Genomic DNA, 23,730 nt, shown 5'->3' with positions numbered 1-23,730 from the left:
CTTTCTATACGGCCTGGCGGCGTTTTTGGGCGTCGAAGAACTCGGCCCAGGAGTTGACTTCGGGGTGCTGGCGCAGGAGCGCGCGACGCTGACGTTCGGTCATGCCGCCCCAGACGCCGAATTCGACGCGGTTGTCGAGGGCATCGGCTCCGCATTCGAGTTGGACGGGGCAGTGCCGGCAGATGGTGGCGGCCTTGCGCTGGGCTGCGCCGCGGACAAACAGTTCGTCGGGGTCTCCGCCACGACATCTGGCCTGGGAAACCCACAATTGCCGATCTTCTCCCATGAAAACCGCCGCTGTTGCCATCCGCCGACCCCTTCCTTCGCCCTGTCTCAGCGTCGGCGCGGTTCACGTGTGACCTGCTTGCCGGGTGTGTGAGCACCACCGGAGCCGCATTCACAACGAGGACTACGCCACTCTGGAAATCGAATGTTACTTGAGTCACATTCGATCCTTAATCTAGGGTTCCCCGTTTGCGTACGCAAGTCCTGAGGAGACAAAAAATGGGACCACCGTCCAAACGGGTGACAGGCACCCGGGAAGCCTCCGCGGCAGGTGGTTGCGGCGGCACCGGACGCGGGTGGTGGTTTAGCAGCTTCACATGATCGGCACGTATCCTGTCGACGTGTCGCTGATGAAGAAGTTCTGGCCTCTGACCTGGGCGTGCCTCCTCGCCGGAGTCCTCGTCGCGGGTCTGCTGTACCCCGCGGCCAGCGGGCTGGGAGTCGTGTCCAACCGGGCGGCGTCGGCGGTCGAGAACGTGTCCTCGGAGTTGGTCGACGGAGCGATGCCCGAGGTCACGACGATGACCGACGTCAACGGCAAGCCGATCGCGATTCTCTACGACCAGTACCGCACCCAGGTCGGCTACAACGACATCTCACCCAACATGATCCGCGCGATCATCTCCATCGAGGATCGCCGGTTCCTCGAGCATGACGGCGTCGACTGGAAGGGCACGCTCCGAGCCGCGCTGAAGAACTCGTCGTCGGGTGAGGTGCAGCAGGGCGCGTCCACGCTCGACCAGCAGTACATCAAGAACTACCAGCTGCTGGTGCTGGCCCGGACCGAGGCCGAGCGCGAGTCCGCGGTGGAGACCACCCCCGCCCGTAAGCTACGCGAGGTGCGGATGGCGCTGACGATGGAGCAGACGCTGCGCGATCAGGCCAAGCGGGAGAAGGGCCTGAGCGACGTCGCCGCCAAGCAGGAGGCCAAGAAGCAGATCGTCACCCGCTACCTGAACGTGGTGCCGTTCGGCAACAACTCCTACGGCATCGAGGCTGCCGCGCAGACCTACTTCGGCAAGAAGGCCAAGGACTTGACCCTGGCCGAGTCGGCACTGCTCGCGGGTACCGTGCAGTCCAGTGAGGCGCTGAACCCGTACCGCAACCCCGAGGGCGCCCGGGTGCGCCGCAACACCGTGCTCGACACGATGCTCACCAACTTCCCGGAGCTGCGCGCCGATATCGAGAAGGCGCAGGCCGAGCCGCTGGGCGTGCTGCGTAGGCCCCGCACTCCGCAGCAGGGCTGCATCTCGGCCGGCGACGACGGCTTCTTCTGCGACTACGCGTTGCAGTTCCTGGCGGAGAACGGCCTCTCGCGCAACACGGTACTGCGGGGTGGTTACACGATCCGCACGACGCTCGACCCGTCGGTTCAGCAGGTCACCAACGCGGCGACGCAATCCCAGGCCAGCCCGAGCGCCGAGGGGATCGCCGATGTGATGAACGTGATCCGGCCGGGCAAGAAGTCGCACGATGTGCTGGCGATGGCGTCGAGCCGGTTCTACGGACTCAACAGCAAGGCCGAGCACACGGTGCAGCCGCAGCCGTTCTCGATGGTCGGCGACGGCGCCGGGTCGATCTTCAAGATCTTCACGGTGGCCGCGGCCATGGAGAAGGGCCTGGGCGCGGGTGCGGCGATCTCCGTACCGGGGTCGATCGCGGTCGAGGGCATGGGTTCGTCGGACGGCGCCAACGGGTGCCCGGCCGGCATGTACTGCGTCCGCAACGACGGCGCGTACCCGGCGACGATGACGATCTCGCAGGCACTGGCCATGTCCCCGAACACGGCGTTCGTGAACCTGTTGCAGCAGGTTGGAGTGAAGCCGACAGTCGATATGGCGGTGCGGCTGGGGCTGCGGTCCTACAACAGTCCGGGTACTTCCGGTATCGGCGACAAGTCGATCGCGGCGGTCGTCAAGGACGGCAACCTCGGTTCGTTCACACTCGGCCCGACCGCGGTCAACACGCTCGAGTTGTCGAATGTGGCGGCGACGCTCGCCTCTGGCGGCGTGTGGTGCCCGCCCAATCCGATCGCCTCGATCAGCAGCATCAAGCGGGACAAGTACGGTAACCCGATGCTCGACGCCAAGGGCAACCCGGCGCGGGTTCCGGTTCCGTTCACCCCGCCCAAGTGCGAGCAGGTCGTCGAAGAGGGGCTCGCGAACACTCTGGCGTTCGTGATGGGTCAGGACCACATCGGCGGCACCGCGGCCGCAGCGGCGAACAGCCAGGGCTGGGGACTGCCGATGTCCGGTAAGACGGGCACCACCGAGGCGCATCGATCGTCGGCGTTCCTCGGTTTCACCAATCAGCTCGCCGGCGCGGCGTACGTGTACAACGACGGTCCCAATCCGTCGGGCATCTGCACCAGCCCCCTGCGGCAGTGTTACGACGGCGACCTGTACGGCGGCATGGAACCGGCCCGCACCTGGTTCCGGGCGATGGGCCCGATCGCGACCAAGTTCGGTCCGGTCCGGTTGGCCACGCCGGATCCGCAGTTCATGGCCGGTAACGACAAGGGCCGGGTGCCTCAGGTTGCCGGGTTGCCCGCGAGTTCGGCCAAGTCCCGGCTGCAGTCGGCAGGTTTCAAGGTCGCCGAGGTCGAGGTCGACAGTTCCCGGCCACAGGGCACGGTGGTGACCACCGTTCCGTCGGGTTCGGCGATGCCGGGCAGCACGATCACGATCTCGGTGTCCAACGGCCGCCAGCGGACGAGCCGCAACCGTGGCACCACCAGCACCACCACCACGGTCAACGTCCCCGGCGTAGGCCCGGTAGAGATCGAACTCCCCGGCGGCTGAATGACACCACGATCCGCGAGCGAGGCGAGCGGGCCCCCAAATACCGGTAGTCTGTGACGATGGTTGCGTTTGACACGAACTTCCGGGTGCCCGTTTCCGGTGAGGCTGCTGCGCGTGCTGTTGCCGGGTTGGCGGGTCTCGCGGCCGGCGGGTTGTTCTATTCGACGGTGATCGAGCGCAATGCGTTCACGCTGCGGCACACGACAATGGCGGTGCTGGAGCCGGGTGCGACGCCGCTGCGGGTACTGCATATCAGTGATCTGCACATGATGCCGCGCCAGCATCTGAAGCAGGCGTGGTTGTCGGAGCTCGATGCTCTGGAACCGGATCTGGTGGTGAATACGGGCGACAACCTGTCGCATCCGGCCGCGGTTCCCGCCGTGGTGCAGTCGTTGGGCGGCTTGTTGTCGCGTCCGGGGTTGTTCGTGTTCGGGTCGAACGATTATTTCGGTCCGAAGCCGAAGAATCCGTTCAAGTATTTCAAGAAGAATCACAAGCGCACGCATGGCGATCCGTTGCCGTGGCAGGATCTGCGGGCCGCATTTGTCGAACGTGGCTGGCTGGACGCCACGCACACGATCCGTGAGCTCGAGGTGGCCGGCGTACGGATCGCCGCGGCGGGTGTCGATGATCCGCACATCGAGCGAGACCGGTACGAGACGGTGGCGGGTCGGCCGAATCCGTTGGCGCATCTGCGTTTGGGTTTGACGCATTCACCGGAGCCGCGGGTGCTGGACAGTTTCGCCGACGACGGCTACGACCTGGTGCTGGCCGGACATACACATGGCGGCCAGTTGTGTTTGCCGTTTTACGGTGCGCTGGTCACCAATTGCCATATCGATCGGTCGCGCGTGAAGGGTCCGTCGAATTGGGGTTCGACGATGAAGTTGCATGTGAGTGCTGGAATCGGGACGTCGCCGTATGCTCCGGCCCGGTTCTGTTGCCGTCCGGAGGCAAGCTTGTTGACGCTGACCCCGGTCTCACACGGCGACGCCGATTTCGACGAAGCGTACTCCTTGCCGCCTGCGACGGTCGGCAAGGAGCCCGCCAAACGCTAGTCGTCCAACGCACCGTCTCGATCCTGAGGGCGAGACAACGAAGGAAACGCCAGCCGTCCAGCCCACCTTCTTGACCCCTGCGGGCGAGACAACGAAGGAAACGCCAGCCGTTCGGCCCACCGTCTTGATCCCTGAGGGCGATGCGACGAAGGAGCGAGCGTCTCGAAGGGTCCGGTGACGTGCCCACACGTGGTGACCACATCGAACCCACCACTCCTCAGGGATCCAGAAGGACGCAAGAAGCTAGCGCGGCGTGGCGGTTTCGGCTCCACGGACGATGACTTCCATCGTCGACCAGGTCTGCACCGGTACCGGTCCGCCCTTTTCCTGAACGCGGCCATGGACCCACTTGATACCCAGCGACGCGGCCTGCGCGGCGGCGTTGTGAGTGGTGGTGAAGTCGAAGGTGCGACCACCGAAAGTCAGCGACGCCGAGACCGGCTGTGATTCACCGTTCTCGCGGTCTTCCCACACCACTTTCGATTCGACGTCGGCGTTGGTGGCGATGATGGGGTCGAAGCCTTGACGATGCCAGGTCGCGGTGGCGTACCCGCCGGCGCCGAGCATGGCGTTGCCGGTTTCCCAGGTGCCGTCTTCGTGGATGGCGCCCCACACGAACCAATAGTGTTCCAGCCAAGCGATTTTGGACAGTTGGGCGCTAAGACCGGGGATGCAGTACATGCGATCTATACCACCGTATCCGCCGGTGATCTTCTTTCCGTCGACGGTGCCGGCGACGGAGCAGCCGGAGCTGGTGTAGCCGACGGGATCGGGGTCGCCGGGGACGTCGATACGGGTGACGTTTCCGGTCAGCGGGGTCAGTTCGATGTCGACGACGTCCTCTTCCTGCCAGATGTATTTGGTCGGCGACAGGGTGATGTTCATGGGGTGTTTGATCATCATGTCGAGGTTGGCGGGCATGATGCGGCGGCGTTCGCCGCGGCCGAGCCAGACGGCGGGTCCCCAGTAGAGGTCGGTTTCACCGGGGATACGTACGCCACGTGGCTTTTCCCAGATATCGGCGGGACATTCGTGGACGGTGAAGTCGTAGGCGCAGCTTTGCGAGAGGCTGCGGACGATCTCGTAGCGTTTGCCGTCTTCGGTGTCGACCATGGCCCACAGGAATGACAGGTCGTTGTGCAGGCCGGGAAACTGTGGGTCGCCGGTGGAGTGGTCTTGGGTGGACGCGTCCACGAGCGATACGTCGGCGATGATATCGGCGTTTGCGACGTCGAATGAGGACATGTGCGGTACCTTCCGATCGATACTTTTACACAGTGTCAGCTTTTACGATACGGCCTGTCAAGATCACCCGAGGGCCGGTATCGTGACGCACGTGAGTGAGCCCGCAGCCCGCGCCGTCGGCGAACGTCGCACCCCGACCAAGGGGGACGCGCAACGCGCTCGCATCATCGACGCCCTCGTAGAACTGCTCGACACCCATCCGATCGCCGAGGTGTCGGTGATGCGGATAGCCAAACAGGCGGGCATCACCCGGCCGACCTTCTACGTGTACTTCGAATCCAAGTACGCCGTTCTCGCCGCCGCCGTCGACAACGTGTGGAAACAGTTCAAGACCGCGCGATTCCCGATCGCCGCGGTGGACCCGCAGCTCACCCCGGCAGAGGTGACCCGGCGGCTCACCGACAGCGCGGTGCAGGTGTGGAGCAGACACCACCGGTTGATCGCGGCTGTCCTGGAAGCACGATCGTCCGACGAACAACTGGCCCGGTTGTGGGACGGACTTCTGGAGCAGAACCGCGAGCAGATCCGTAGCGTCCTGGAACTCCTGCGCGCTGCCGGCCACATCCGGCCCGTTTCCGACGACCTGCCCGCTCTCGTCGAAGCACTGTTCGGGATGACGGTGTGGTCGCTGGTCAACAGCACCTGGCCCGACGATCCCGGGGAAAGCGATCCCCACCAACGCCTCGCCGACGTGATCTCGGCGATCTGGCTGGCGTCGGTCTGGGGAGTCGCACCGGATTCCGATCACCGGTAGATCAGCGGAGCCGGCTGCCCGGCGACCACCGGTATCGATCCGCACGGCCGGCCCGATCATCGGCTACTGTTTTCTCGTGCCATCTCTCGGAGCTCTCGTGAGCGGGTCTCCGCTTGCCCGGATTTCCCCCGATACCGCCCGTTCCCGCATCACCGACGTCAACGACGGCATCATGGCCGTCGCCGGTATGAGTCTGGGTCTGGCAGGTGCTGAGGTCAGCCGGACCACCGCGTACGCCGTCATCACGATCAGCGCGGTGGTGGGTGCGCTGTCGGTGTTCGGCGCCGAGCTCGGCGAGGGTTTCGCCCAGCGCGAGGCCGAGTTGGCGACGGTCGCCGAGGAACAGCGCCTCCTCGAACTCGAACCCGAGGAGGAGATCGAGGAACTCGTCGAGTGGTTCGAGGCCAAGGGTGTTTCCACGGAGACCTCCAGGAAGGTGGCCGAGGAACTCTCGGATGCCGATGCCCTTTCCGCGCAGCTCGAGATCGAGTACGGCATCCGGGAACTGACCAGCACCCGCGATGCCTGGGCCGAAGGTTTTTCGGCGGGCATCGGCTTCCTGATCGGTGCGCTTGCCCCTGTCGCCATCGCATACCTCATTCCGTTCGGATGGCGGGAGGAGTGGACGATCATCGCGGCCATCACCTCGTTGATCGTCACCTCGTTCGTTCTGGCCAGCACCGGCGGATCCAACATCGGCAAGACCGTGGCCCGTTCGGTGATCATGGGCGCCGGTACGCTCGCGGCGTCCCATTTCCTCGGCGACTGGCTGATCTGACCGGACGCAATCCGTCAACGACTTTCACGCCAGGGATCTGAATTACCTTGCCGTGCAGCTCATCCCGATGTGACCCGCGGCTTCGTCCACACCAGACCGTCATCGAGATCGGCGCGGTTGGTGTGCCAGGAGTCGCGAACGACGTTCTGCGCCATGGTCCACGGGTAATCGTCGGCTGATCGCGGCATGAGTGCGGCACCACGCCGCAAGTAGCCCGACTGCATGTCGAGGAACGGCCGGTCCGGGTGCGGCCCGGTGTATACGGGTACGACGACGCTGCGGTCGTGACCGGACAGACGCTTGAGGATCCGGGTGACGAGCCGCGCAGTCATGTCGGCGCGGACAGTGAACGACAGGTTGATGTAGCCGACGCAGAACGCGAAGTTCGGTACGCCGCTGAGCATCGCACCACGGAACACCACGGTGTCGGCGCCGTTGACGGGCTCACCGTCGACGGTCAGGGCGATCTTGCCGAGCAGGCTGATCGACAGACCCGTCGCGGTCACGATGACGTCCGCGGAAACCGTTGTGCCGTCGGCAAGTTCGATGCCGCCCTCGGTGATGGTGCGAATATTGCCGGTAACGATCTGCGCACCACCGTCTTTGAGCGCCTTGAACAGGTCTCCGCCCGGCGCGATGCACAGCCGCTGATCCCACGGATTGTAGGGCGGGTTGAAGTGGGTGTCCACCAACGTTTCCGACCCGGTGCCGCTGATCGCGCCGGACCGCAGCAATTTGCGCATCGTCTTGGGCGCCCGCCGGCACGCCTGGTACAGCCCCCATTGCAGCGCGGTGTTTTTCACCCGCATGATCTGATGTGCCCGTGCAGGCGCCAGTTTGCTGCGCAGCAGTCCGGCGACCGGATCCTTACGGGGCTCGGCCAAGATGAAACTCGGTGTGCGCTGTACCATCGTCACCCGCGCACCGAGCTTCACCAGGCTCGGCACCAGCGTCACCGCGGTGGCACCGGACCCGATCACCGCGATCCGCTTGCCGTCCGGTTCGAAGTCCTGCGGCCAGAACTGCGGGTGGATGATCTGCCCGGTGAACCGCTCCCGACCCGGGATCTGTGCGTCGTAGGGCTGCTCGTAGTCGTAGTAGCCGGTGCACACGATGACGAACCGCGCCCGGATCTGCTGTTCACCGCCGTCGATAACAGTCTTGACTGTCCATCGGGCATCGCCGCCGGACCAGTCGGCGCCGACGACACGCGTGCGGTAACTGATGTGCTTGTCGATCCCGTAGGTGGTGAGCACCTCGTCGAGGTAATCGAGGATCTCATCCCCATCGACGATCGAGTTCTCCCCCCGCCACGGATGAAACGGGAATGCGAGGGTGAAGAAGTCCGAATCGGATCGGACACCCGGGTACCGGAACAGGTCCCACGTCCCGCCGATCCGCTCCCGCGCCTCGACGATCCGATAGCTCAGCTCCGGGCACTGCTCCTGAACACGGTAGGCGGCGTCGATGCCGGAGATCCCCGCCCCGATGATCAGGACATCACAGTCGGTTGCGCTACTCACCATCGAGCTCCTCGCCGTCCCAAACCCCACCGATAGCCGGCGGCACGTCAATTATGTCGATGCCGATCCTCAGCGGTGGGGTTTATGCACGATGTTGCATGAGCTGTTGCACAGACCCGTGGAGAACGAGGAAGCCCTGACCGGGTTTCCCCTGGTCAGGGCCTCTCCTGCTATCTCAACCTAGCGTCGGGGTGGCGGGATTCGAACCCACGACCTCTTCGTCCCGAACGAAGCGCGCTACCAAGCTGCGCCACACCCCGTGTGCAACCTCAGAAAGGTTACATCACGACCGGTGACGTACGGAAATCGCCTGGTCAGGGGGTGAATCCAGGATAGTGGGGCGGGTGGTTCTCCGGACAGGTCGGGTTCTCCGGCTATCAGGCGCGGTACTCGGTGAGGAATATGGCCTCGGCCAGCGCCAGGTGCTCGATCTCCGACGGATCCACCGACTCGTTAGGCGCGTGGATCAGGCACGCCGGTTCCTCCACACCCAGCAGCATGATCTCGGCGTCGGGAAAAGTCTCGGCGAGGACGCTGCACAGCGGGATCGAACCACCCTGCCCCTGCCGGGCCACCGGCACCCCGTACGACGCCGACAGCGCGTCGACGAGGGTGTCGTGGCCGGGCCCGGCCGTGGCCGCGGAGAACGGTGACCCGACGGCCTCGCGCTCCACCGATACGCGCACACCCCACGGTGCGGCCGCGGTCAGGTGGTCGACGAGCAGGTCCTGGGCACGCATCGCGTCGACACCGGGCGGCACGCGCAGGTTGATGCGGGCCCGGGCGCGGGGCACCACCGACGCCGACGATCCGACGACGGCCGGGCAGTCGATGCCGAGGACGGTGACCGCCGGGCGGGCCCATAACATCTCGGCCACCGACCCCGAGCCGATGAGTTCGACACCGTCGAGAACCTGTGCGTCGGCGCGGAACGCCTCCTCCGGATACTCGACGCCGGACCAGCTCTGATCGGCGTCCAGGCCGTCGATCGTGGTGTCGCCGGCCGCGTTCCGCAGCGTGGCGAGCATCGCGATCAACGCTGCCAAGGCATCGGGGGCGGCGCCACCGTACATGCCCGAATGCATCGCCGAACCCAAAGCCTCCACGGACACAACGACATTGGCTACACCGCGCAGGCTCGTGGTGAGCGTGGGCCTGCCGGCCGCGACGTTGCCGGAGTCGCAGATCAGGATGACGTCGGCCGCGGCGAACTCGGGCCGGGACACCACGAAGTCCTCGATGCCACCGCCGCCCTGTTCCTCCGAACCCTCACCGAGGATCTTGACGGTGACCGGCAGTTGCCCGGGTGCGATCGGGGCACCACCGGCGAGGGCCCGGAGTGCGGTGAGGTGCACGGCGATATTGCCCTTGCAGTCGGCCGCACCCCGCCCGTACCAGCGACCATCCCGTTCGGTGAGTTCCCATACTGGAGAAGCCCATTCGTCCTCTCCGAGCGGCGGCTGCACATCGTGGTGGAAGTACAGCAGCACCGTCGGAGCACCGTCCGCACCGGCGATACTGCCGGTGACGGCCTTGCTGCCGTCGGCGGTGACATGTGCTGCGGCGTCGGCGAATCCGAGTTCGCCGAACGCCGCCAGCAGCCAGTCGACCATGCCATCGCATTCGGTGACCGGAAACTGTTCGGCGTCGAACACGGACCGGAACGCCACCATCTCGGCCAGATCCGCCCTGGCCCGTGGCATGAGATCGCGGACCTGTTCCCGCAGAACGCTGTTCGTCGGACCCATCAGGATTCCTCCGCTCGTCAGACGAGTTCGGCCGCTTCGATCCGGCCCGAGGCGATCGCCTCGATCATCGCCGCGTGATCACTGTCGTTGATGGCCGCGTAGCTCAGCGCGAACTCGGTGATGGCCTCGTCGAAATCCTCATTGCCGTCGAGGTAGGCGGCGATCGCGTGCCGGCTCGCAGTGCGGGCGTGAGCGCGGCCGAGTGTCCGGCCACACAGCGCCGCATAGGTTTTCATACCCTTGGGCCCCAGCGCCTCGACCACCACCGAACCTTTGCCGTCGCGCAGCTGCCGCACGTAGTAGTCGTGCAGATGATTGTCGATGTCGCGGCCGGTGATGGCGCCGAGGAACTGATCGCTGCCGGCCTGCATGACCTGCTGCCCCTCGATCACCCGCCACCCCTGACCCGCATACTCGTGGCCCGGGACATAATCCGCGAGCACCGACCGCTGGGCCTGCTTGACCTGCAACATCAGCGGATCGTTCGCGCCCTTGCCCCACATCAGGATCACCCATGCCTGTAAGCCGACGCTGCCCACGCCGACGACCTTGCGTGCCACATCGACGATGTCGAACTGGTCGTAGAGCGCACCGATGTGTTCGGGCAGGCTCGCCCGGTACAGACCCATGAGCGCCCTGCCATTGGCGGCGACTTCGCCCGCCGTCCGCACGCCGCCGCCGGGGAACATCCGGTCGGTCGCCAGTTCCGTCAGCGGCACCAGCAGCGGCGGATCGCTGCGAATGTGCGCGCGGCCCGCATCATCGACCCAGCACAGTTTGCTGACGGCCTGCATGCTGTCGCGGTGCCGCGCCTTCTTCAGCATCTTCTGGGTGCTCTCGGCAGTCGAGCTGTCGAGTCTCTTGCGCAGTTCCGGCAGCCGGTTGTCGACGTCGATCCTCGCGTACCAGCAGTCCAACGTCGACAGTTCGACGCTGGCGAGCAGATAGTTCCGGTAGTACCGGGCCACCGCCCTGGCGTGTTTGGCTGTTTGCTTCTTCTTGAATCCGTTGTTCCTGCCCGCGATCACCACGCTGGCCGCGAGCCGCTTGACGTCCCACTCGAACGGTCCGGGGTGGGTTTCGTCGAAGTCGTTGATGTCGAAGATCATCCGGCGTTCCCTGGTGTAGAACACCCCGAAATTGCTCAGATGAGCATCACCGCACAGCTGTGTATGAATGCCGCTGTCCGGGGTGGCCGCGAGATCCGCGGTCATCACCGCCGCCGCGCCCCGGTAGAACGTGAACGGAGTGGCCGACATCCGTGCATGCCGGACCGGGATCAGGTCCTGGTCCCTGGTCAGTGCCTGTTCCTCCACCACCGACACCGGATCGCGCCGACCGGACGCCCCGGGTACCTCGGCAAGTTGAGCTATCGTCGCTGCGCTGATTTCTTCCTCCTGGAGCTGATCACCCAACGGTCCTGTGTCGGGCGGACATAGGACGATTGTCGCACCGCACCAACGGCGCGGCAGGCCGATTCGCCGACGCCCTAGGGCCCCTCGGCGTACGAGTCGGCGAACGAGACCCGCGGCGTGGTAGCCGCCTGATACCCGGCGATCGCCGCCAGCACCAGAGCGGCCAGCCCGAACACCGCTGCCACGACGATCAGCGCAATGGTCACCACGGTGGCGAACGCGGAGTCGACGGGATCGGTGACGAGCGCACCGAACGCCGCGAGCGCGGCACCGAGCAGTGCCCACGCGGCGGCACGCACTCGGGGGCCGATCACCGAGGCGTAGAACAGCCGCTGGTAGATCGTCGTCTCGTACTCCTCGACGGCCGCGATGCGCACCGGATCACCGCCCGACAGCGACCGCAGTTCCCGCGCGAGTTCTGCCCCCGTACCCAGCCTCGCCGTCTCCCGGTCCCGGTAGTGCACGTACGCGACGACGGCGACGGCCGCGGCGATCAATCCCAGTCCAGCCCACCCTGTATCCACGAGGTCACACGCTACCCGGACCCGCCCTGACGCCGTGCGTCAGCTCACACGAAGGCCCGCTCGAAAATTTCTGCCGCTATGTAGCCAGAAATTTTCGGGCGGGCCGGGACCAGGGTCAGACCCGGGCGGTCACCGTGTGTTCGATGTTGCCCCGGGTCGCCTTCGAGTACGGGCAGAAGGCATGGGCGCCGTCGGCCAGCGCCTGGGCCTGCGCCTCGTCCAGCCCGGGCAGGTAGGTTTCGATGGCGGCGGTCAGCCCGAACCCGCCCTCGCTGTCCTTGCCGATACCGACGGTCACCTTCACCGTCGTGCCCTCGGGGACGCTCACTCCCTGCTGACCCGCGACCGCACGCAACGCACCGAGGTAGCACGCGGCGTAGCCGGCGGAGAACAGTTCTTCAGGGTTGCTGCCCTCACCGCTGCCACCCATCTCCACGGGCGGGCGGAGTTCGAGATCGATCCTGCCGGTCTCCGAGACGACCTCGCCGTCACGGCCGCCACCGGCCGCTGTTGATGAAACGTGGTACACGGCGTCGACTGCCATTGATTTCTCCTGGGGTGATGTCTTTCACTGACGTTCCCCATTGTGCCCCCGACCAGACGCCCCGTGCGGGAAGTCCGCACGGCAACGTCGGCCGAAGCGCGCTCCTCAGCGTCTACCGAAGCCCGATCCGGGCCGGACCTTGTTGGGCGCGGGCAACCAGTCGTTGACCTCTTTTCGCAGCGTGCACAGCGCGGAGAAGGCCAGCAGCACCAGCTGCGCCCAGCCGATCACGACTATCACCACCGACAGCCGCTGGTAGGCGAACAGCAGGTCGATACCGATCGGGATGCACATCATGTTCACCACGACCACCGACAGGTACACATTGCGCATGCCGCGGCTGTTGTGTTTGGCGGTATTCACCAGCAGCAGATACTCCACCGCGAGGAACACTGCGATCAGCACCAGCATCACCGGCGGGAACGTCGATGACATCCCGGAGATCTTGTCTTCGGGGGCGGCGTTACCGGGGTCGTTGCGCACACCGTCGAGCAGCCGTGCGTACAGCAGATCCTGGATGGTGCCGAGATTGAGGAACCCGTAGATCAGGCAGATCGCCCCGGCCGACGCCGCCGCCCAGAAGCAGGCGACGGCGTGTTTGGCCAGTGGCACCGGGACGGGTCCCGGATTGGTGTTGCGCACCGGATACAGACCCGCCCGGTCCCGGTCGTGCGACGAGCGTTTCGCCAGTTCGGCCATGTCCTCGGCGTCGAGTTCGGCCTGGCTCGGAATGTCCTGATCGTGGAAATCCCCGTCGCCACGCTCTGTCATCGTCGGCCCATCCTCTCGTTCGGACCCTCTCGCCTCAGACGAAGACGCGTCACTTCCGGAGATGATCGAGCACGAAGTCGGTGCCGGGCAACAGGGTTGCCAGCATCGGCACCACGTGATTGACGATCACCTTGGTCAAGATCGGCGGAGTGCTGTCGGTGTGGAAGGTGACTTTGGCACCCTGGGCGGTCCAGTTTCTGTACAGATCCCTGACCTGACCATACGGGATCACGTCGTCGTGCAGGCCGCCCTGCAGGTAGACCGGCGCATTGGGCTTGAGCTTGCCGATCCGGTTCTCCTCGAGAACCGCGATCGCCTCCGGGTACATATCGACGAGCTGGCTGAGCGTCTTGCCCGATTTGGTCCAGCCGCTGGTGCGCTGGAACGCCGTGCTCAGGATGCTGTCACCGATGCACTGGGTGGAGATCTGCTTGAGTTTGGCCAGGCCGCTCGGGCTGGCCTCCTGGTTCACCAGTTCGCGCAGGGCCGGGTAGCGATCGGTCATGCCGTTGATGGTGTAGCCGATGGCCGCCGAGATGGTGGTGCCGTCGACAGCGGCGAGCACCTTGCGCAGGTCGGCAGGCGGGGCGCCGGCGTAGGTGGCCTTCACCTTCAGCTCGGGTGCGTACGTCTGGGCCAGCTCAGCGGCCGACGCCGCCGCACCACCACCCTGCGAGTAGCCGACGAAACCGACCGGTGAATCCTTCGACGCACCGCTGGCGTTGATGGCCGCGCGGGCGCCGTCGAGCATCGCGTGCCCGGTCTCGGCGCGGTTGACGTAGGTGTGGATGCCCGGGGTGCCGAGGCCGATGTAGTCGGTGACGAACACCCGGACACCGTTGAGCAGGAAGATGTACATCTCGGGCGCGGTGTAGTTGAACGCGATCGACGGTTTGGTGACGTCGATCGACATCGGGAACGACATCTGCTTGGACGGCGCACACTGATCACCCTGGCCGATGGTGCCGGACCCGACGACGACGGTCGGACGCGGACCCTTGCCGGTCCACGGTGCGGTGGGCTCGACGACTGTTCCGGTGACGGCGACCGGCTTGTCGTGAATGTCGCGAGAGGTGTACATCACCTTCTTCGCGTTACCCGGCCACTGGTTCTTGATCCCCGGAATCTGCATCACGAGCGGAATCGACTGCGTCTTGAGGACCGCTCCCGGCGTATCTGCGATGTTGGCCGGCGGCATGTAGAAGTCCGCCGCCGACGCCTCCGGCGCGGCCACCGAGGCCATCGTCGCGGTCATCGCCCCTGCCATCAGCACGGCCGCAGCCCGTGCACCCCGAATCCGCGAACCCTTACGGCTTGCCGTATCTCCCCTGAGAATTCCCATAGATCGGTAGGTTACCCCACAGTAACCGGGTCAAGTGTCCCGCACCTCACCGAATGGAGATGACGCGATCACCCTCTCGATCCCTGAGGCCGAAGCGACGAAGGAACGCGGGACACGTCGGGTCCGGCGAGACGAAAGCCTCACCGGACCACCCCCGAACTCAGGCGAGCAACTCCGCGATCTGAATAGTGTTGAGCGCGGCGCCCTTTCGCAGATTGTCGCCCGCGACGAACAACGCCAGACCGCGACCGTCGGGCACGCCCGGGTCCTGCCGGATCCGCCCGACCAGCGAGACATCCTTACCCGCCGCATCAAGCGGCGTGGGTACGTCGGAAAGCTCCACTCCGGCAGCCGATCCCAGGATCTCCCGCGCCTGCTCCGGCGAGATCGGCTCGGCGAACTCGGCATTGATCGACAATGAGTGCCCGGTGAACACCGGAACCCGCACGCAGGTACCGCTCACCAGCAGGTCGGGCAGGCCGAGGATCTTGCGCGACTCGTTGCGCAGCTTCTGATCCTCGTCGGTCTCGCCCGACCCGTCGTCAACCAGCGCACCGGCGAGAGCGACGACGTTGAACGCGATCGGCGCCACATACTTGACCGGGTCCGGGAAGGCCACCGACGATCCGTCGTAGACCAGCTTCTCCGCCTCCGGGGCCACCGCGCGCACCTGCCCGGCGAGTTCCTCCACACCGGCCAGCCCGCTGCCGGACACCGCCTGATACGACGACACGATCAGCCGCTGCAGCCCGGCCGCGTCGTGCAGCGGTTTGAGCACCGGCATCGCCGCCATCGTGGTGCAGTTGGGGTTGGCGATGATGCCCTTGGGCGGGTTCTTGGCCAGTTCACCGTTCACCTCGGACACGATCAGCGGCACGTCGGGGTCCTTGCGCCATGCCGACGAGTTGTCGATGACGGTCACGCCCGCGGCGGCGAACCGCGGCGCCTGCTCCCGCGACATCGTCGCGCCCGCGGAGAACAGCGCGATGTCCAGACCCGACGGGTCGGCCGTCGACGCGTCCTCGACGACGATCTCGCCGTCGCCCCACGGCAGCTTCTTGCCCGCTGACCGCGCCGACGCGAAGAACCGCACCTCGTCGGCCGGGAACTTACGCTCGGCCAGCAGTGCCCGCATCACGCCGCCGACCTGGCCGGTCGCACCGACAACACCAATTCGCAAAGCCATGTGATCTACCTTCCGGTTCCGGCGTAGACGACGGCCTCTTCGTCGCCGCCGAGGTCGAACGCCTCGTGCAGGGCACGCACGGCGTCGTCGAGTTCAGTGTCCCGGCACAGCACCGAGATCCGGATCTCCGAGGTGGAGATCAGTTCGATGTTGATGCCGACATCGGCCAGGGCCTCGCAGAACGTGGCCGTGACACCCGGATGCGACTTCATGCCCGCACCCACCAGCGACACCTTGCCGATGTGGTCGTCGTAGAGCAGTTCGGTGAAACCGATCTCGTCCTTGAGCGAGGTGAGCTTCTCGACGCCGAGCGGGCCGAGCTCGCGCGGCAGGGTGAAGGTGATGTCGGTCTTGCCTGTCTCCACCTTCGAGATGTTCTGCAGCACCATGTCGATGTTGATCTCGGCGTCGGCGACGGCGCGGAACACCTTGGCGGCCGAACCGGGCTTGTCGTCGAGGCCGGTGACGGTGATCTTGGCCTCGCTGCGGTCGTGTGCGACGCCGGTGAGAATGGCTTCTTCCACGGGAATGTCCTCCATTGAGCCGGTCACGATGGTGCCGGGCTTGGTCGAGTACGACGAGCGCACGTGAACGGGAACGTTGTAGCGGCGCGCGTACTCGACGCAGCGCAGCATCAGCACCTTGGCACCACAGGCCGCCATCTCGAGCATCTCTTCGAACGACACCGTCTCCAGGCGACGGGCGTCGGGCACTATGCGCGGGTCGGCGGTGTAGATGCCGTCGACGTCGGTGTAGATCTCGCACACATCGGCCCGCAGCGCCGCGGCGAGCGCGACGGCGGTGGTGTCCGAACCGCCGCGGCCGAGGGTGGTGATGTCCTTGGTGTCCTGCGAGACGCCCTGAAAGCCCGCGACCAGCACGATCTTGCCCTCGTCGAGCGCGTTGCGGACGCGGCCGGGCGTGACGTCGATGATCTTGGCCTTGCCGTGGCTGCTGGTGGTGATGACACCGGCCTGTGAGCCGGTGAACGACTGGGCCTGCGCACCGAGCGAGGCGATCGCCATCGCGACGAGCGCGTTGGAAATACGTTCACCCGAGGTGAGCAGCATGTCCATCTCGCGGGCCGGCGGTGCCGGGTTGACCTGCTGGGCCAGGTCGAGGAGTTCGTCGGTGGTGTCGCCCATCGCCGACACCACGACGACGACGTCGTTGCCCTGCTTCTTCGTCTCGACGATGCGCTCGGCGACACGACGGATCCGCTCGGCCGTCGCGACCGAGGATCCTCCGTATTTCTGCACGACGAGTGCCACGCCGATTCCCTTCTGTCATGCGGGTAGTCCGCGTCAACCTTACCGGCGTTGCGCGTTTCGGCCATGCCGGGGCGATCACGCGGCCTCGCCTACCATCGACCGGGTGACAGAGCGGTTCCTCCGACAGTGGCTGACACCGGTCGTCGTGTTCTTCGCGATCCGGGCCGTCGGAATCCTGGTGCTCGCGGACCTGGCACGGCTGAACGGTAAATCGCTGGGCGATCGTCTGGCCGCGTGGGACGGCAAATGGATGCTGGCCATCGCCGAACACGGATACGACAACGTGCCGGTCGATCTCACCGACGCGTGGGGCGTCCACTCCGTCGACACCGCGTACGCGTTCTTCCCCGGATACCCCTACCTGGTGTCGGTGGTGGCACGACTTCCGCTGGTCACGACGTACGGGGCGGCGATCGCGGTGAACGTCGTCCTGTGCGTGTTCGCCGCGGCGGGGGTGGCCAGACTCGGCGCGCTGTGCGCGCAACGGATGGCGACGGCAACGCCCCTGCCCTGGGACCGCCTGCGAGCTGCCATGCCCGGCTCCCTGTCCCGATTCGTCCCGGACCCCGGACCACGGCCCGAGCCGGCGTCGCACCCCGACCCGTACACGGTCGGCCTCATCACCGTCGCGCTGTTCGCCGCCACCCCGATGTCGATCGTGCTGAACATGGCCTATACCGAGGCCCTGTTCTGCGCGGTCGCGGTGTGGGCACTCATCGGAGTGCTCGAGGAACGCTGGCTGCTCGCCGGCGTGTGCGCGCTGCTGGCCGGTGCGACGAGGCCGACGGGGGTCGTGGTGATCGCCACTGTCGTCGTCGTCGGCCTGACGACGCTGCGCCGGCGGCCAGGCAGGAGCGAGTCGGCCCGGATCCTGACGGCGATCACGCTGAGCCCCATCGGCTACCTGGGGTTTCTCGGAGTGGTGTGGGCGCGCACCGGGCACCCGCTGGGCTGGTTCACCATTCAGACCGACGGCTGGGACACCCGCTTCGACTTCGGGGTGGCCGCCGTACGGTTCGTCAACGACTCACTCACCCATTCCGGTGAGGTGGCACCGGTGGCGACGGCCGCGATCATGTTGTCGACGCCGCTGCTCATCGCGGTGGCGGTGTGGTCGCGGCTGCCGTGGCCGGTACTGCTGTACGCGATGCTGGTCGTGGCCTCGATCATGGCCTCGAGCGGGCTGATGATGAGCCGCGCCCGGCTACTGCTGCCGGCGTTCGTGCTGCTGATCCCGTTCGCGGTGATCATGGCGCGGTGGCGACCGCCGGTGATCGTGGCCACGCTGCTACCGGTCGTCGCGGGCAGTGCGTGGTTCGGCGCCCACATGCTCACTGTGTATCCACATGCCATGTAGTTGCTCACGCCCGGTTTCGCGGGCACGCACGTCAGGCCGGGCGATTGGGGCACATGATCGGCGCGAATCGCCAACGCGCGGAACCACTGCGCGATGAGGTCGGCACACACCGCCGGATACCGGCAGGCGGCACGCGGTACTCGCCGGAATGCCGGCGGCCTTCGTCATCAGGGTGCTGGGTCATCGGTTCATCCCATCCAGTAGTCGTCGGTCGAGATGGTGAAGTGGTGCCCGCCGCCGGCGCAGTTGACCCCGTACTCGGGGCCGGTGGAGCAGGTGATGCCGCGGACCTGTAGGAGCTTGCCGTAGGGCAGTACGCGCTGATTGCGCACCTGCACGGTGGTGTCGCTGAAGAAGACGAACCGGGCGCGCGTCGCAGTGGTCATCGAGACGCCGTTCGGGTGGATCGAGGAGACTCCGCCGCCGGTTACCCTGGGCGCCCGGGCCGGGATCTTGCCCTGACAACCCGCCCACGGGGCACCCCGGTCGAGACGGATGGCGCACTTCCAGCCGCGCGACGGGGAGGTGAAATAGTAGCTGCCGCCGACCTTGTAGGCGACGGGATTGACCTTCGGCCACTCCCCGGGGATCGCCGACGCGGTGGGGGCGACAACGGCCAGGGGAGCGGCCACGGCAACGATTCCGGCTGCGACGGCGGCCGAGCGACGGATCATGCGGGAGGCTGCGTTCTGTGTCATGTCTCCACGATGACTCACAGCATCCGCACAGGCGATGGGGAGAACTCCCCCACCCGACGGTTTCCGATGGGGAGAACTCCCCACCGCAACTACCCGGCGGCGAATCCGGAGCAGAGCCAGGCGATGCCGCGGTCGATGCGGGCGCGGGGATCGGTGAGTTCGCGGGCCCGGGCACTGCCGGCGAGACCGGCCAGGTGCGGCGGCGGGTCGGTGACCCGGCCCTCGATGAGGTCGGCGAGACCGCCCGGACCGTCGTAGTCGGCGTCAAGTGTCAAGCCGGGCAGCGCGGCGAGTGCGACGCCGTTGACATAGCTCCACACTGTCAGCGACATCCCGGTGGCCACCTCGACGTCGACGCCGAGCCCGTCCATGAAGCCGCCGACCAGCCAGTCCAGGCAGCGCAGCGATTCGATACTGAACCCGTAGCGGGGTGAGGTGTAGGCCTGAACCACCCACGGGTGATGCTGGTACAGCTCCCAGTCGACGGCGGTTGCCGCGGCCACTCGCTCGCGCCAGCCGAGCGCGGGTTCGGTGTCGATCGGATAGGGAAACCGCCGCCCCACCTCGACGGTCATCTCCTCGATGAGGGTGTCTTTCCCTGCGACGTGCCGGTACAGCGACATCGCGCCGACGCCGAGTTCGTCGGCGATGCGCCGCATCGAGAGTGCTCCCATCCCGTCGCGGTCGGCGACGGCGATCGCGGCGTCGACGATCACCGCGACGGTGAGCTTGGGGTGCTCGGCGGCCACCGGACCTCGTGCCTCCTCATTCGAACGGGGGAATAACTGGCTTGCGTACAGCGTACTCAGCTACGTACCGTTGCACGCGTACGCCGTACGCACCAACTCCAAACACCTGAGCAGAAAGCAGCCGACCATGGCCATCGATCACCAGAGCAGCGAGCAGCGCATCGCGGCGGCTTCCGCCCCCCGCGCCGACCGCCGCACCTGGCTCGGCCTGGCCGTGCTCACGCTGCCGGTGATGCTCGTGTCGATGGATGTGTCCGTCCTCTACCTCGCCATCCCGTCCATCACCTCCGCACTCGACCCGTCCGCGTCGGAGCAGTTGTGGATTCTTGACATCTACGGCTTCCTGCTGGCCGGTCTGCTCATCACGATGGGCAATGTCGGCGATCGCATCGGTCGCCGCAAGATCCTCCTCGCCGGTGCGGTGGTGTTCGGCGTGGCCTCGACGATGGCCGCGTTCGCACCGAGCGCGGGCGTGCTCATCGCGGCCCGGGCCCTGATGGGGCTGGGCGGAGCGACTCTACTGCCGTCGAGCCTGTCGCTGATCGCGAACATGTTCGTCCACGTCCGCGACCGGGGCCTGGCCATCGGCATCTGGACCGCGGTGTTCGCCGGCGGCAGCGCCGTCGGGCCGGTCGTCGGCGGCGTTCTCATGCACCACTTCTGGTGGGGCTCGGTGTTCCTCATCAACGTGCCCGTGACCATCGTGCTGCTGTTCGTCGGGCCGCGCCTGGTCCCCGAGTTCCGGGCCGGCGCGAGCGGGCCGTTCGACATCCTGGGCGTCGTGTTGTCGATGGCGGGCATCCTGCCGATGATGTACGCGATCAAGACGATGGCCTCGCACGGGTTCTCCGCCGGCACCGCACTGATCGGGCTCACCGGCCTGGCCCTGCTGGTCTCGTTCCTGCTGCACCAGAAGCGCACCCCGCATCCGCTGCTGGACCTATCACTGTTCACCAATCCGATGTTCAGCGGGTCGGTCGCAGTCGCCCTCACCGGCATGATGGCCCTGGGCGGCATGTCGTATCTGACCGGCGTCTACCTGCAGTCCGTGCTGTATAAGGATGTGCTGGCGGCCGCGATCGCCGGACTGCCGATGGCGTGTGCGGTAGCGGTCTTCTCCGTCGGCGCCGCGAAGGTGGCCGCGGCGATCGGCACGCGCAACGCGTTCGTCGGTTCGGTGGTGCTCACCGCAGTCGGCATGGCGGGCATCCTCGCGCTCGGCATCGGCAGTCCCCTGTGGATCTACCTGGTGTTCACCAGCATCGCCGGTGTCGGCTTCGGTACCCAGTTCAGTCTGGTGTCGGAGGTCGTCGTCGGTTCGGTGCCGCCGGAGCGGTCCGGTGCGGCCTCCAGCATTTCCGAAACCTGCTTCGAACTCGGCACCGCCCTCGGGCTGGCACTGCTCGGTTCGCTGGCGACGCTCACTTTCCGAGCCGGCTCCGGTGGCCATGAGTTCGGCGACACCCTCGGCGACACGTTGCGCACCGCGGACGGGCTGGGTTCATCCGGCGAGGCTCTCGCGACGGCCGCCAAGCAGGCATTCGTCGACGGCATGCACGTGTCGGCGCTGACCGCCGCTCTGATGCTGACGGCGGTCGCAGTGGTACTCACTTTCGTGATGCGTCCCGGCGCGCGAGCGGCGGTCGAGGAGCCCGTCGCGTCATGATGGCCTACCGTCGTCAGGGTGCATGAACTGATCGAAAGCCGCTGGAGCGCCCGCGGCTACGACCCCACAGCCACCATTTCCGCCGACGACCTCACCGAGATCCTGGAGGCCGGCCGCTGGGCCGCCACCTGGGGCAAGGTGCAGCCGGTCCGGTTCGTCGTCGGTATACGCGGCGACACCACGTTCACGGCGATGACCGAACTGCTGACCCGAGGCAACAAGCCGTGGGCGCCGGCGGCATCGGCGCTGGTCATGGTGTGCACCACTGATGATCCCGACGACGCCAAGGCGCACGACTACGGCGCCGTCGACCTGGGGCTGGCGGTCGCGCAGATGAGCATTCAGGCGGTGGCGCTCGGGTTCAACGCGCACCCGATGGCCGGTTTCGATACCGAGGGTGCCCGGGTGCGGTTCGCAGTTCCCGATGACAAACGCGCGATGGTCGTTCTGGCGGTCGGCCGCCTTGCCGACGATCCGTCAACACTCAGCCCCGAAGTGCGAGAACGAGATTCATTGCCGCGCCGACGACTTCCGCTCGACGAGATCGCCTTCGCCGGTTCCTGGGGTCAGGCGTTCACCACCGGCGCGTGAGGCTGTCACGACAGCGGTCACGCGCGCGCCGACGATGCCGCAGCACGGTCCGCGATAGGCTGACCGGCGGCGCAGTCGACTTCAAGGCCGGAGGTGGCGTCCATGCACGTGACGACGATCGACCTGGTGATGCTCTCGGGGTCGCTCACCGAACTGTGCACCCACTGGACCGGTGAGCCCGCCCGCCGACAGCTCGCGGTCACCTTCAACCAGGCCAATCATCTTCTGGGACTGGCTGATCCGACATCACAGGGAGTATGGATCGCCGGTACCGTCGACCTCGGCACCGATACCCAACCGGTTGACGCGGGACGGGCCGCACACGCCGTGGCGCGGTTTCTGTCCGAACACGAGGCGTTGCGGGCCCGTTTCCGGTTCGATCCACAAACCTGCATGCCGTATGCCGATGTGTTCGGCCCCGATCAGGTGCAGGTGACCGTCGAGTCCCGAGGTGATGTCGGATCCGATGATCTGGCAATACTTTTGGGAGAACGCTGCCGCAGCGGCGACGTCCCGGGAGTGCTGTTCGGACTCCTCGATGCGACGCTCGTCGTCGGCTTCGACCACGCACACTGCGACGCACTGACCGTCGACCTGGCATTGCGCCGGGTCCGGGAGCTCTACCTGGACCCCGACACCCAGCGCAGCCCCGGTCAGCGGTTCTTCGATCGTTCCGAACTCGACGGCATCCTCAGCGAGAAGCTGGCCGCCGCGGCGGGCGAGCATCCCCGATTACCCGCCTGGCGAAGGTTCTTCGCCGCCAACGGGAACGCCATCCCCACCTTCCCGCTGCCGCTCGGCGAGATTCCGGCAAGCGGCGCCCCGCAATGCACGCGGGTGGTGGAGCTTCTCGATGACGACGCCGCGCAGGCACTGGGCCGGCGCGCGTTCGCCAAGATCCTCGCGCAGCTCGCCGCGTCGATCGCCGAACAGGGTGGGCCGCAAACACTCTCGACGGTGATTCCGGTGCACACCCGCGGCCGGTCGTCGTCGCCGTGGCACCGGACGGCCGGCTGGCTGGTCACCAACGCGCCCGTGCGGGTGCGTGCCGGCGACGTCGGCGGGGCCGAGCGCGCCCTGAAATCAGCGCTCGGTCTGGCGTCGGTCCCGCTCGATCACGTACTGCGACGCTGCCAACCGGCGATGACCACCGCCGACATCTTCATGGTGTCCTACCTCGACTACCGCCGCCTCGGCGATCCGCTTCCCGGCGCCCGGCACATCTCCAACAGCACCACCACCGACAGCCTGCAGATGTGGTTCTCCCGCCACCACGACGGCCTCGACCTGCGCATCCGCTATCCCGACACCACCACCGCCAACGCCACCGTCGACGCCCTGGTCTGTTCACTCTCCGAACGCCTGCGCCGCTACACCGACACCACAACCTGACTCGAAACCCGTTGGGAGCCTTATCTCACCGG

21 protein-coding genes and 1 tRNA gene are annotated in these 23,730 nt (G+C 66.4%); 8 read left to right on the top strand and 14 right to left on the bottom strand.

Annotated elements, in window-relative coordinates:
- Positions 1 to 4: 4 nt before the first annotated feature.
- Complete coding sequence (locus KDB67_RS07275; protein WP_291014205.1) at positions 5 to 307, bottom strand: WhiB family transcriptional regulator; 303 nt, start codon at positions 305 to 307, stop codon at positions 5 to 7.
- 295 nt (positions 308 to 602) lie between these two features.
- Here KDB67_RS07275 and KDB67_RS07270 point away from each other — a divergent pair, with 295 nt between their 5' ends.
- Positions 603 to 3,086 (top strand): transglycosylase domain-containing protein, encoded by a 2,484-nt coding sequence (locus KDB67_RS07270; protein WP_291014203.1) that lies wholly within the window; start codon positions 603 to 605, stop codon positions 3,084 to 3,086.
- Between the two features lie 59 nt (positions 3,087 to 3,145).
- The gene (locus tag KDB67_RS07265) at positions 3,146 to 4,144 is read left to right on the top strand and encodes a metallophosphoesterase (protein ID WP_291014201.1); all 999 of its coding nucleotides are present in this window, start codon (positions 3,146 to 3,148) and stop codon (positions 4,142 to 4,144) included.
- A gap of 243 nt (positions 4,145 to 4,387) precedes the next feature.
- Here the strand turns inward: KDB67_RS07265 and KDB67_RS07260 are convergent, their stop codons facing one another.
- Positions 4,388 to 5,389, bottom strand: coding sequence for a hypothetical protein (locus KDB67_RS07260; RefSeq protein WP_291014199.1), 1,002 nt, complete (start codon positions 5,387 to 5,389; stop codon positions 4,388 to 4,390).
- A gap of 91 nt (positions 5,390 to 5,480) precedes the next feature.
- Between KDB67_RS07260 and KDB67_RS07255 the strand changes: the two genes are divergently transcribed.
- Positions 5,481 to 6,143: a TetR/AcrR family transcriptional regulator gene (locus KDB67_RS07255; RefSeq protein ID WP_291014197.1), complete on the top strand. Its 663-nt coding sequence runs from the start codon at positions 5,481 to 5,483 to the stop codon at positions 6,141 to 6,143.
- Positions 6,144 to 6,240: 97 nt separating this feature from the next.
- The gene (locus KDB67_RS07250; protein ID WP_291014194.1) at positions 6,241 to 6,921 is read left to right on the top strand and encodes a VIT1/CCC1 transporter family protein; all 681 of its coding nucleotides are present in this window, start codon (positions 6,241 to 6,243) and stop codon (positions 6,919 to 6,921) included.
- A gap of 59 nt (positions 6,922 to 6,980) precedes the next feature.
- Here the strand turns inward: KDB67_RS07250 and KDB67_RS07245 are convergent, their stop codons facing one another.
- From KDB67_RS07245 to KDB67_RS07200, 10 genes are all read right to left on the bottom strand, one after another.
- The gene (locus KDB67_RS07245; protein WP_291014191.1) at positions 6,981 to 8,447 is read right to left on the bottom strand and encodes an NAD(P)/FAD-dependent oxidoreductase; all 1,467 of its coding nucleotides are present in this window, start codon (positions 8,445 to 8,447) and stop codon (positions 6,981 to 6,983) included.
- Positions 8,448 to 8,630: 183 nt separating this feature from the next.
- Positions 8,631 to 8,704, bottom strand: a tRNA-Pro gene (locus KDB67_RS07240).
- Positions 8,705 to 8,821: 117 nt separating this feature from the next.
- Positions 8,822 to 10,192: a dipeptidase gene (locus KDB67_RS07235; RefSeq protein WP_291014189.1), complete on the bottom strand. Its 1,371-nt coding sequence runs from the start codon at positions 10,190 to 10,192 to the stop codon at positions 8,822 to 8,824.
- A 17-nt stretch (positions 10,193 to 10,209) separates the two neighbouring features.
- Positions 10,210 to 11,580, bottom strand: a complete 1,371-nt coding sequence (locus KDB67_RS07230; protein ID WP_291014230.1) for a DUF2252 domain-containing protein — start codon at positions 11,578 to 11,580, stop codon at positions 10,210 to 10,212.
- Positions 11,581 to 11,681: 101 nt separating this feature from the next.
- Positions 11,682 to 12,131: a hypothetical protein gene (locus KDB67_RS07225; protein ID WP_291014186.1), complete on the bottom strand. Its 450-nt coding sequence runs from the start codon at positions 12,129 to 12,131 to the stop codon at positions 11,682 to 11,684.
- Positions 12,132 to 12,246: 115 nt separating this feature from the next.
- Positions 12,247 to 12,675 (bottom strand): organic hydroperoxide resistance protein, encoded by a 429-nt coding sequence (locus KDB67_RS07220; protein WP_291014184.1) that lies wholly within the window; start codon positions 12,673 to 12,675, stop codon positions 12,247 to 12,249.
- Between the two features lie 105 nt (positions 12,676 to 12,780).
- Positions 12,781 to 13,446, bottom strand: coding sequence for a hypothetical protein (locus tag KDB67_RS07215; protein WP_291014183.1), 666 nt, complete (start codon positions 13,444 to 13,446; stop codon positions 12,781 to 12,783).
- A 49-nt stretch (positions 13,447 to 13,495) separates the two neighbouring features.
- Entirely contained in the window at positions 13,496 to 14,713 is a 1,218-nt protein-coding gene (locus tag KDB67_RS07210) for a lipase family protein (RefSeq protein ID WP_291014227.1), read from the bottom strand.
- 235 nt (positions 14,714 to 14,948) lie between these two features.
- On the bottom strand, positions 14,949 to 15,974 hold the full coding sequence (locus tag KDB67_RS07205; RefSeq protein ID WP_291014179.1) for an aspartate-semialdehyde dehydrogenase: 1,026 nt from the start codon (positions 15,972 to 15,974) through the stop codon (positions 14,949 to 14,951).
- Between the two features lie 5 nt (positions 15,975 to 15,979).
- A complete protein-coding gene (locus KDB67_RS07200) occupies positions 15,980 to 17,245 on the bottom strand; it encodes an aspartate kinase (protein WP_291014177.1) in 1,266 nt (421 codons plus the stop codon).
- A gap of 103 nt (positions 17,246 to 17,348) precedes the next feature.
- Between KDB67_RS07200 and KDB67_RS07195 the strand changes: the two genes are divergently transcribed.
- A complete protein-coding gene (locus KDB67_RS07195) occupies positions 17,349 to 18,602 on the top strand; it encodes a hypothetical protein (RefSeq protein ID WP_291014175.1) in 1,254 nt (417 codons plus the stop codon).
- A gap of 188 nt (positions 18,603 to 18,790) precedes the next feature.
- Here the strand turns inward: KDB67_RS07195 and KDB67_RS07190 are convergent, their stop codons facing one another.
- Positions 18,791 to 19,300, bottom strand: coding sequence for a hypothetical protein (locus KDB67_RS07190; protein ID WP_291014172.1), 510 nt, complete (start codon positions 19,298 to 19,300; stop codon positions 18,791 to 18,793).
- Between the two features lie 89 nt (positions 19,301 to 19,389).
- Entirely contained in the window at positions 19,390 to 20,049 is a 660-nt protein-coding gene (locus KDB67_RS07185; RefSeq protein ID WP_291014169.1) for a helix-turn-helix domain-containing protein, read from the bottom strand.
- A gap of 127 nt (positions 20,050 to 20,176) precedes the next feature.
- Here KDB67_RS07185 and KDB67_RS07180 point away from each other — a divergent pair, with 127 nt between their 5' ends.
- The 3 genes from KDB67_RS07180 (at position 20,177) to KDB67_RS07170 (ending at position 23,698) form a co-directional block, all read left to right on the top strand.
- Positions 20,177 to 21,715 (top strand): MFS transporter, encoded by a 1,539-nt coding sequence (locus KDB67_RS07180; RefSeq protein WP_291014166.1) that lies wholly within the window; start codon positions 20,177 to 20,179, stop codon positions 21,713 to 21,715.
- Between the two features lie 18 nt (positions 21,716 to 21,733).
- A complete protein-coding gene (locus tag KDB67_RS07175) occupies positions 21,734 to 22,306 on the top strand; it encodes a nitroreductase family protein (RefSeq protein WP_291014163.1) in 573 nt (190 codons plus the stop codon).
- 102 nt (positions 22,307 to 22,408) lie between these two features.
- Complete coding sequence (locus KDB67_RS07170) at positions 22,409 to 23,698, top strand: hypothetical protein (protein WP_291014161.1); 1,290 nt, start codon at positions 22,409 to 22,411, stop codon at positions 23,696 to 23,698.
- The last annotated feature ends 32 nt before the right edge of the window (positions 23,699 to 23,730 follow it).

The sequence above is a fragment of the Gordonia sp. (in: high G+C Gram-positive bacteria) genome (assembly GCF_020438995.1).
Taxonomy (GTDB): Bacteria; Actinomycetota; Actinomycetes; order Mycobacteriales; family Mycobacteriaceae; genus Gordonia.
This window is presented reverse-complemented; position numbering and strand designations above follow the sequence as displayed.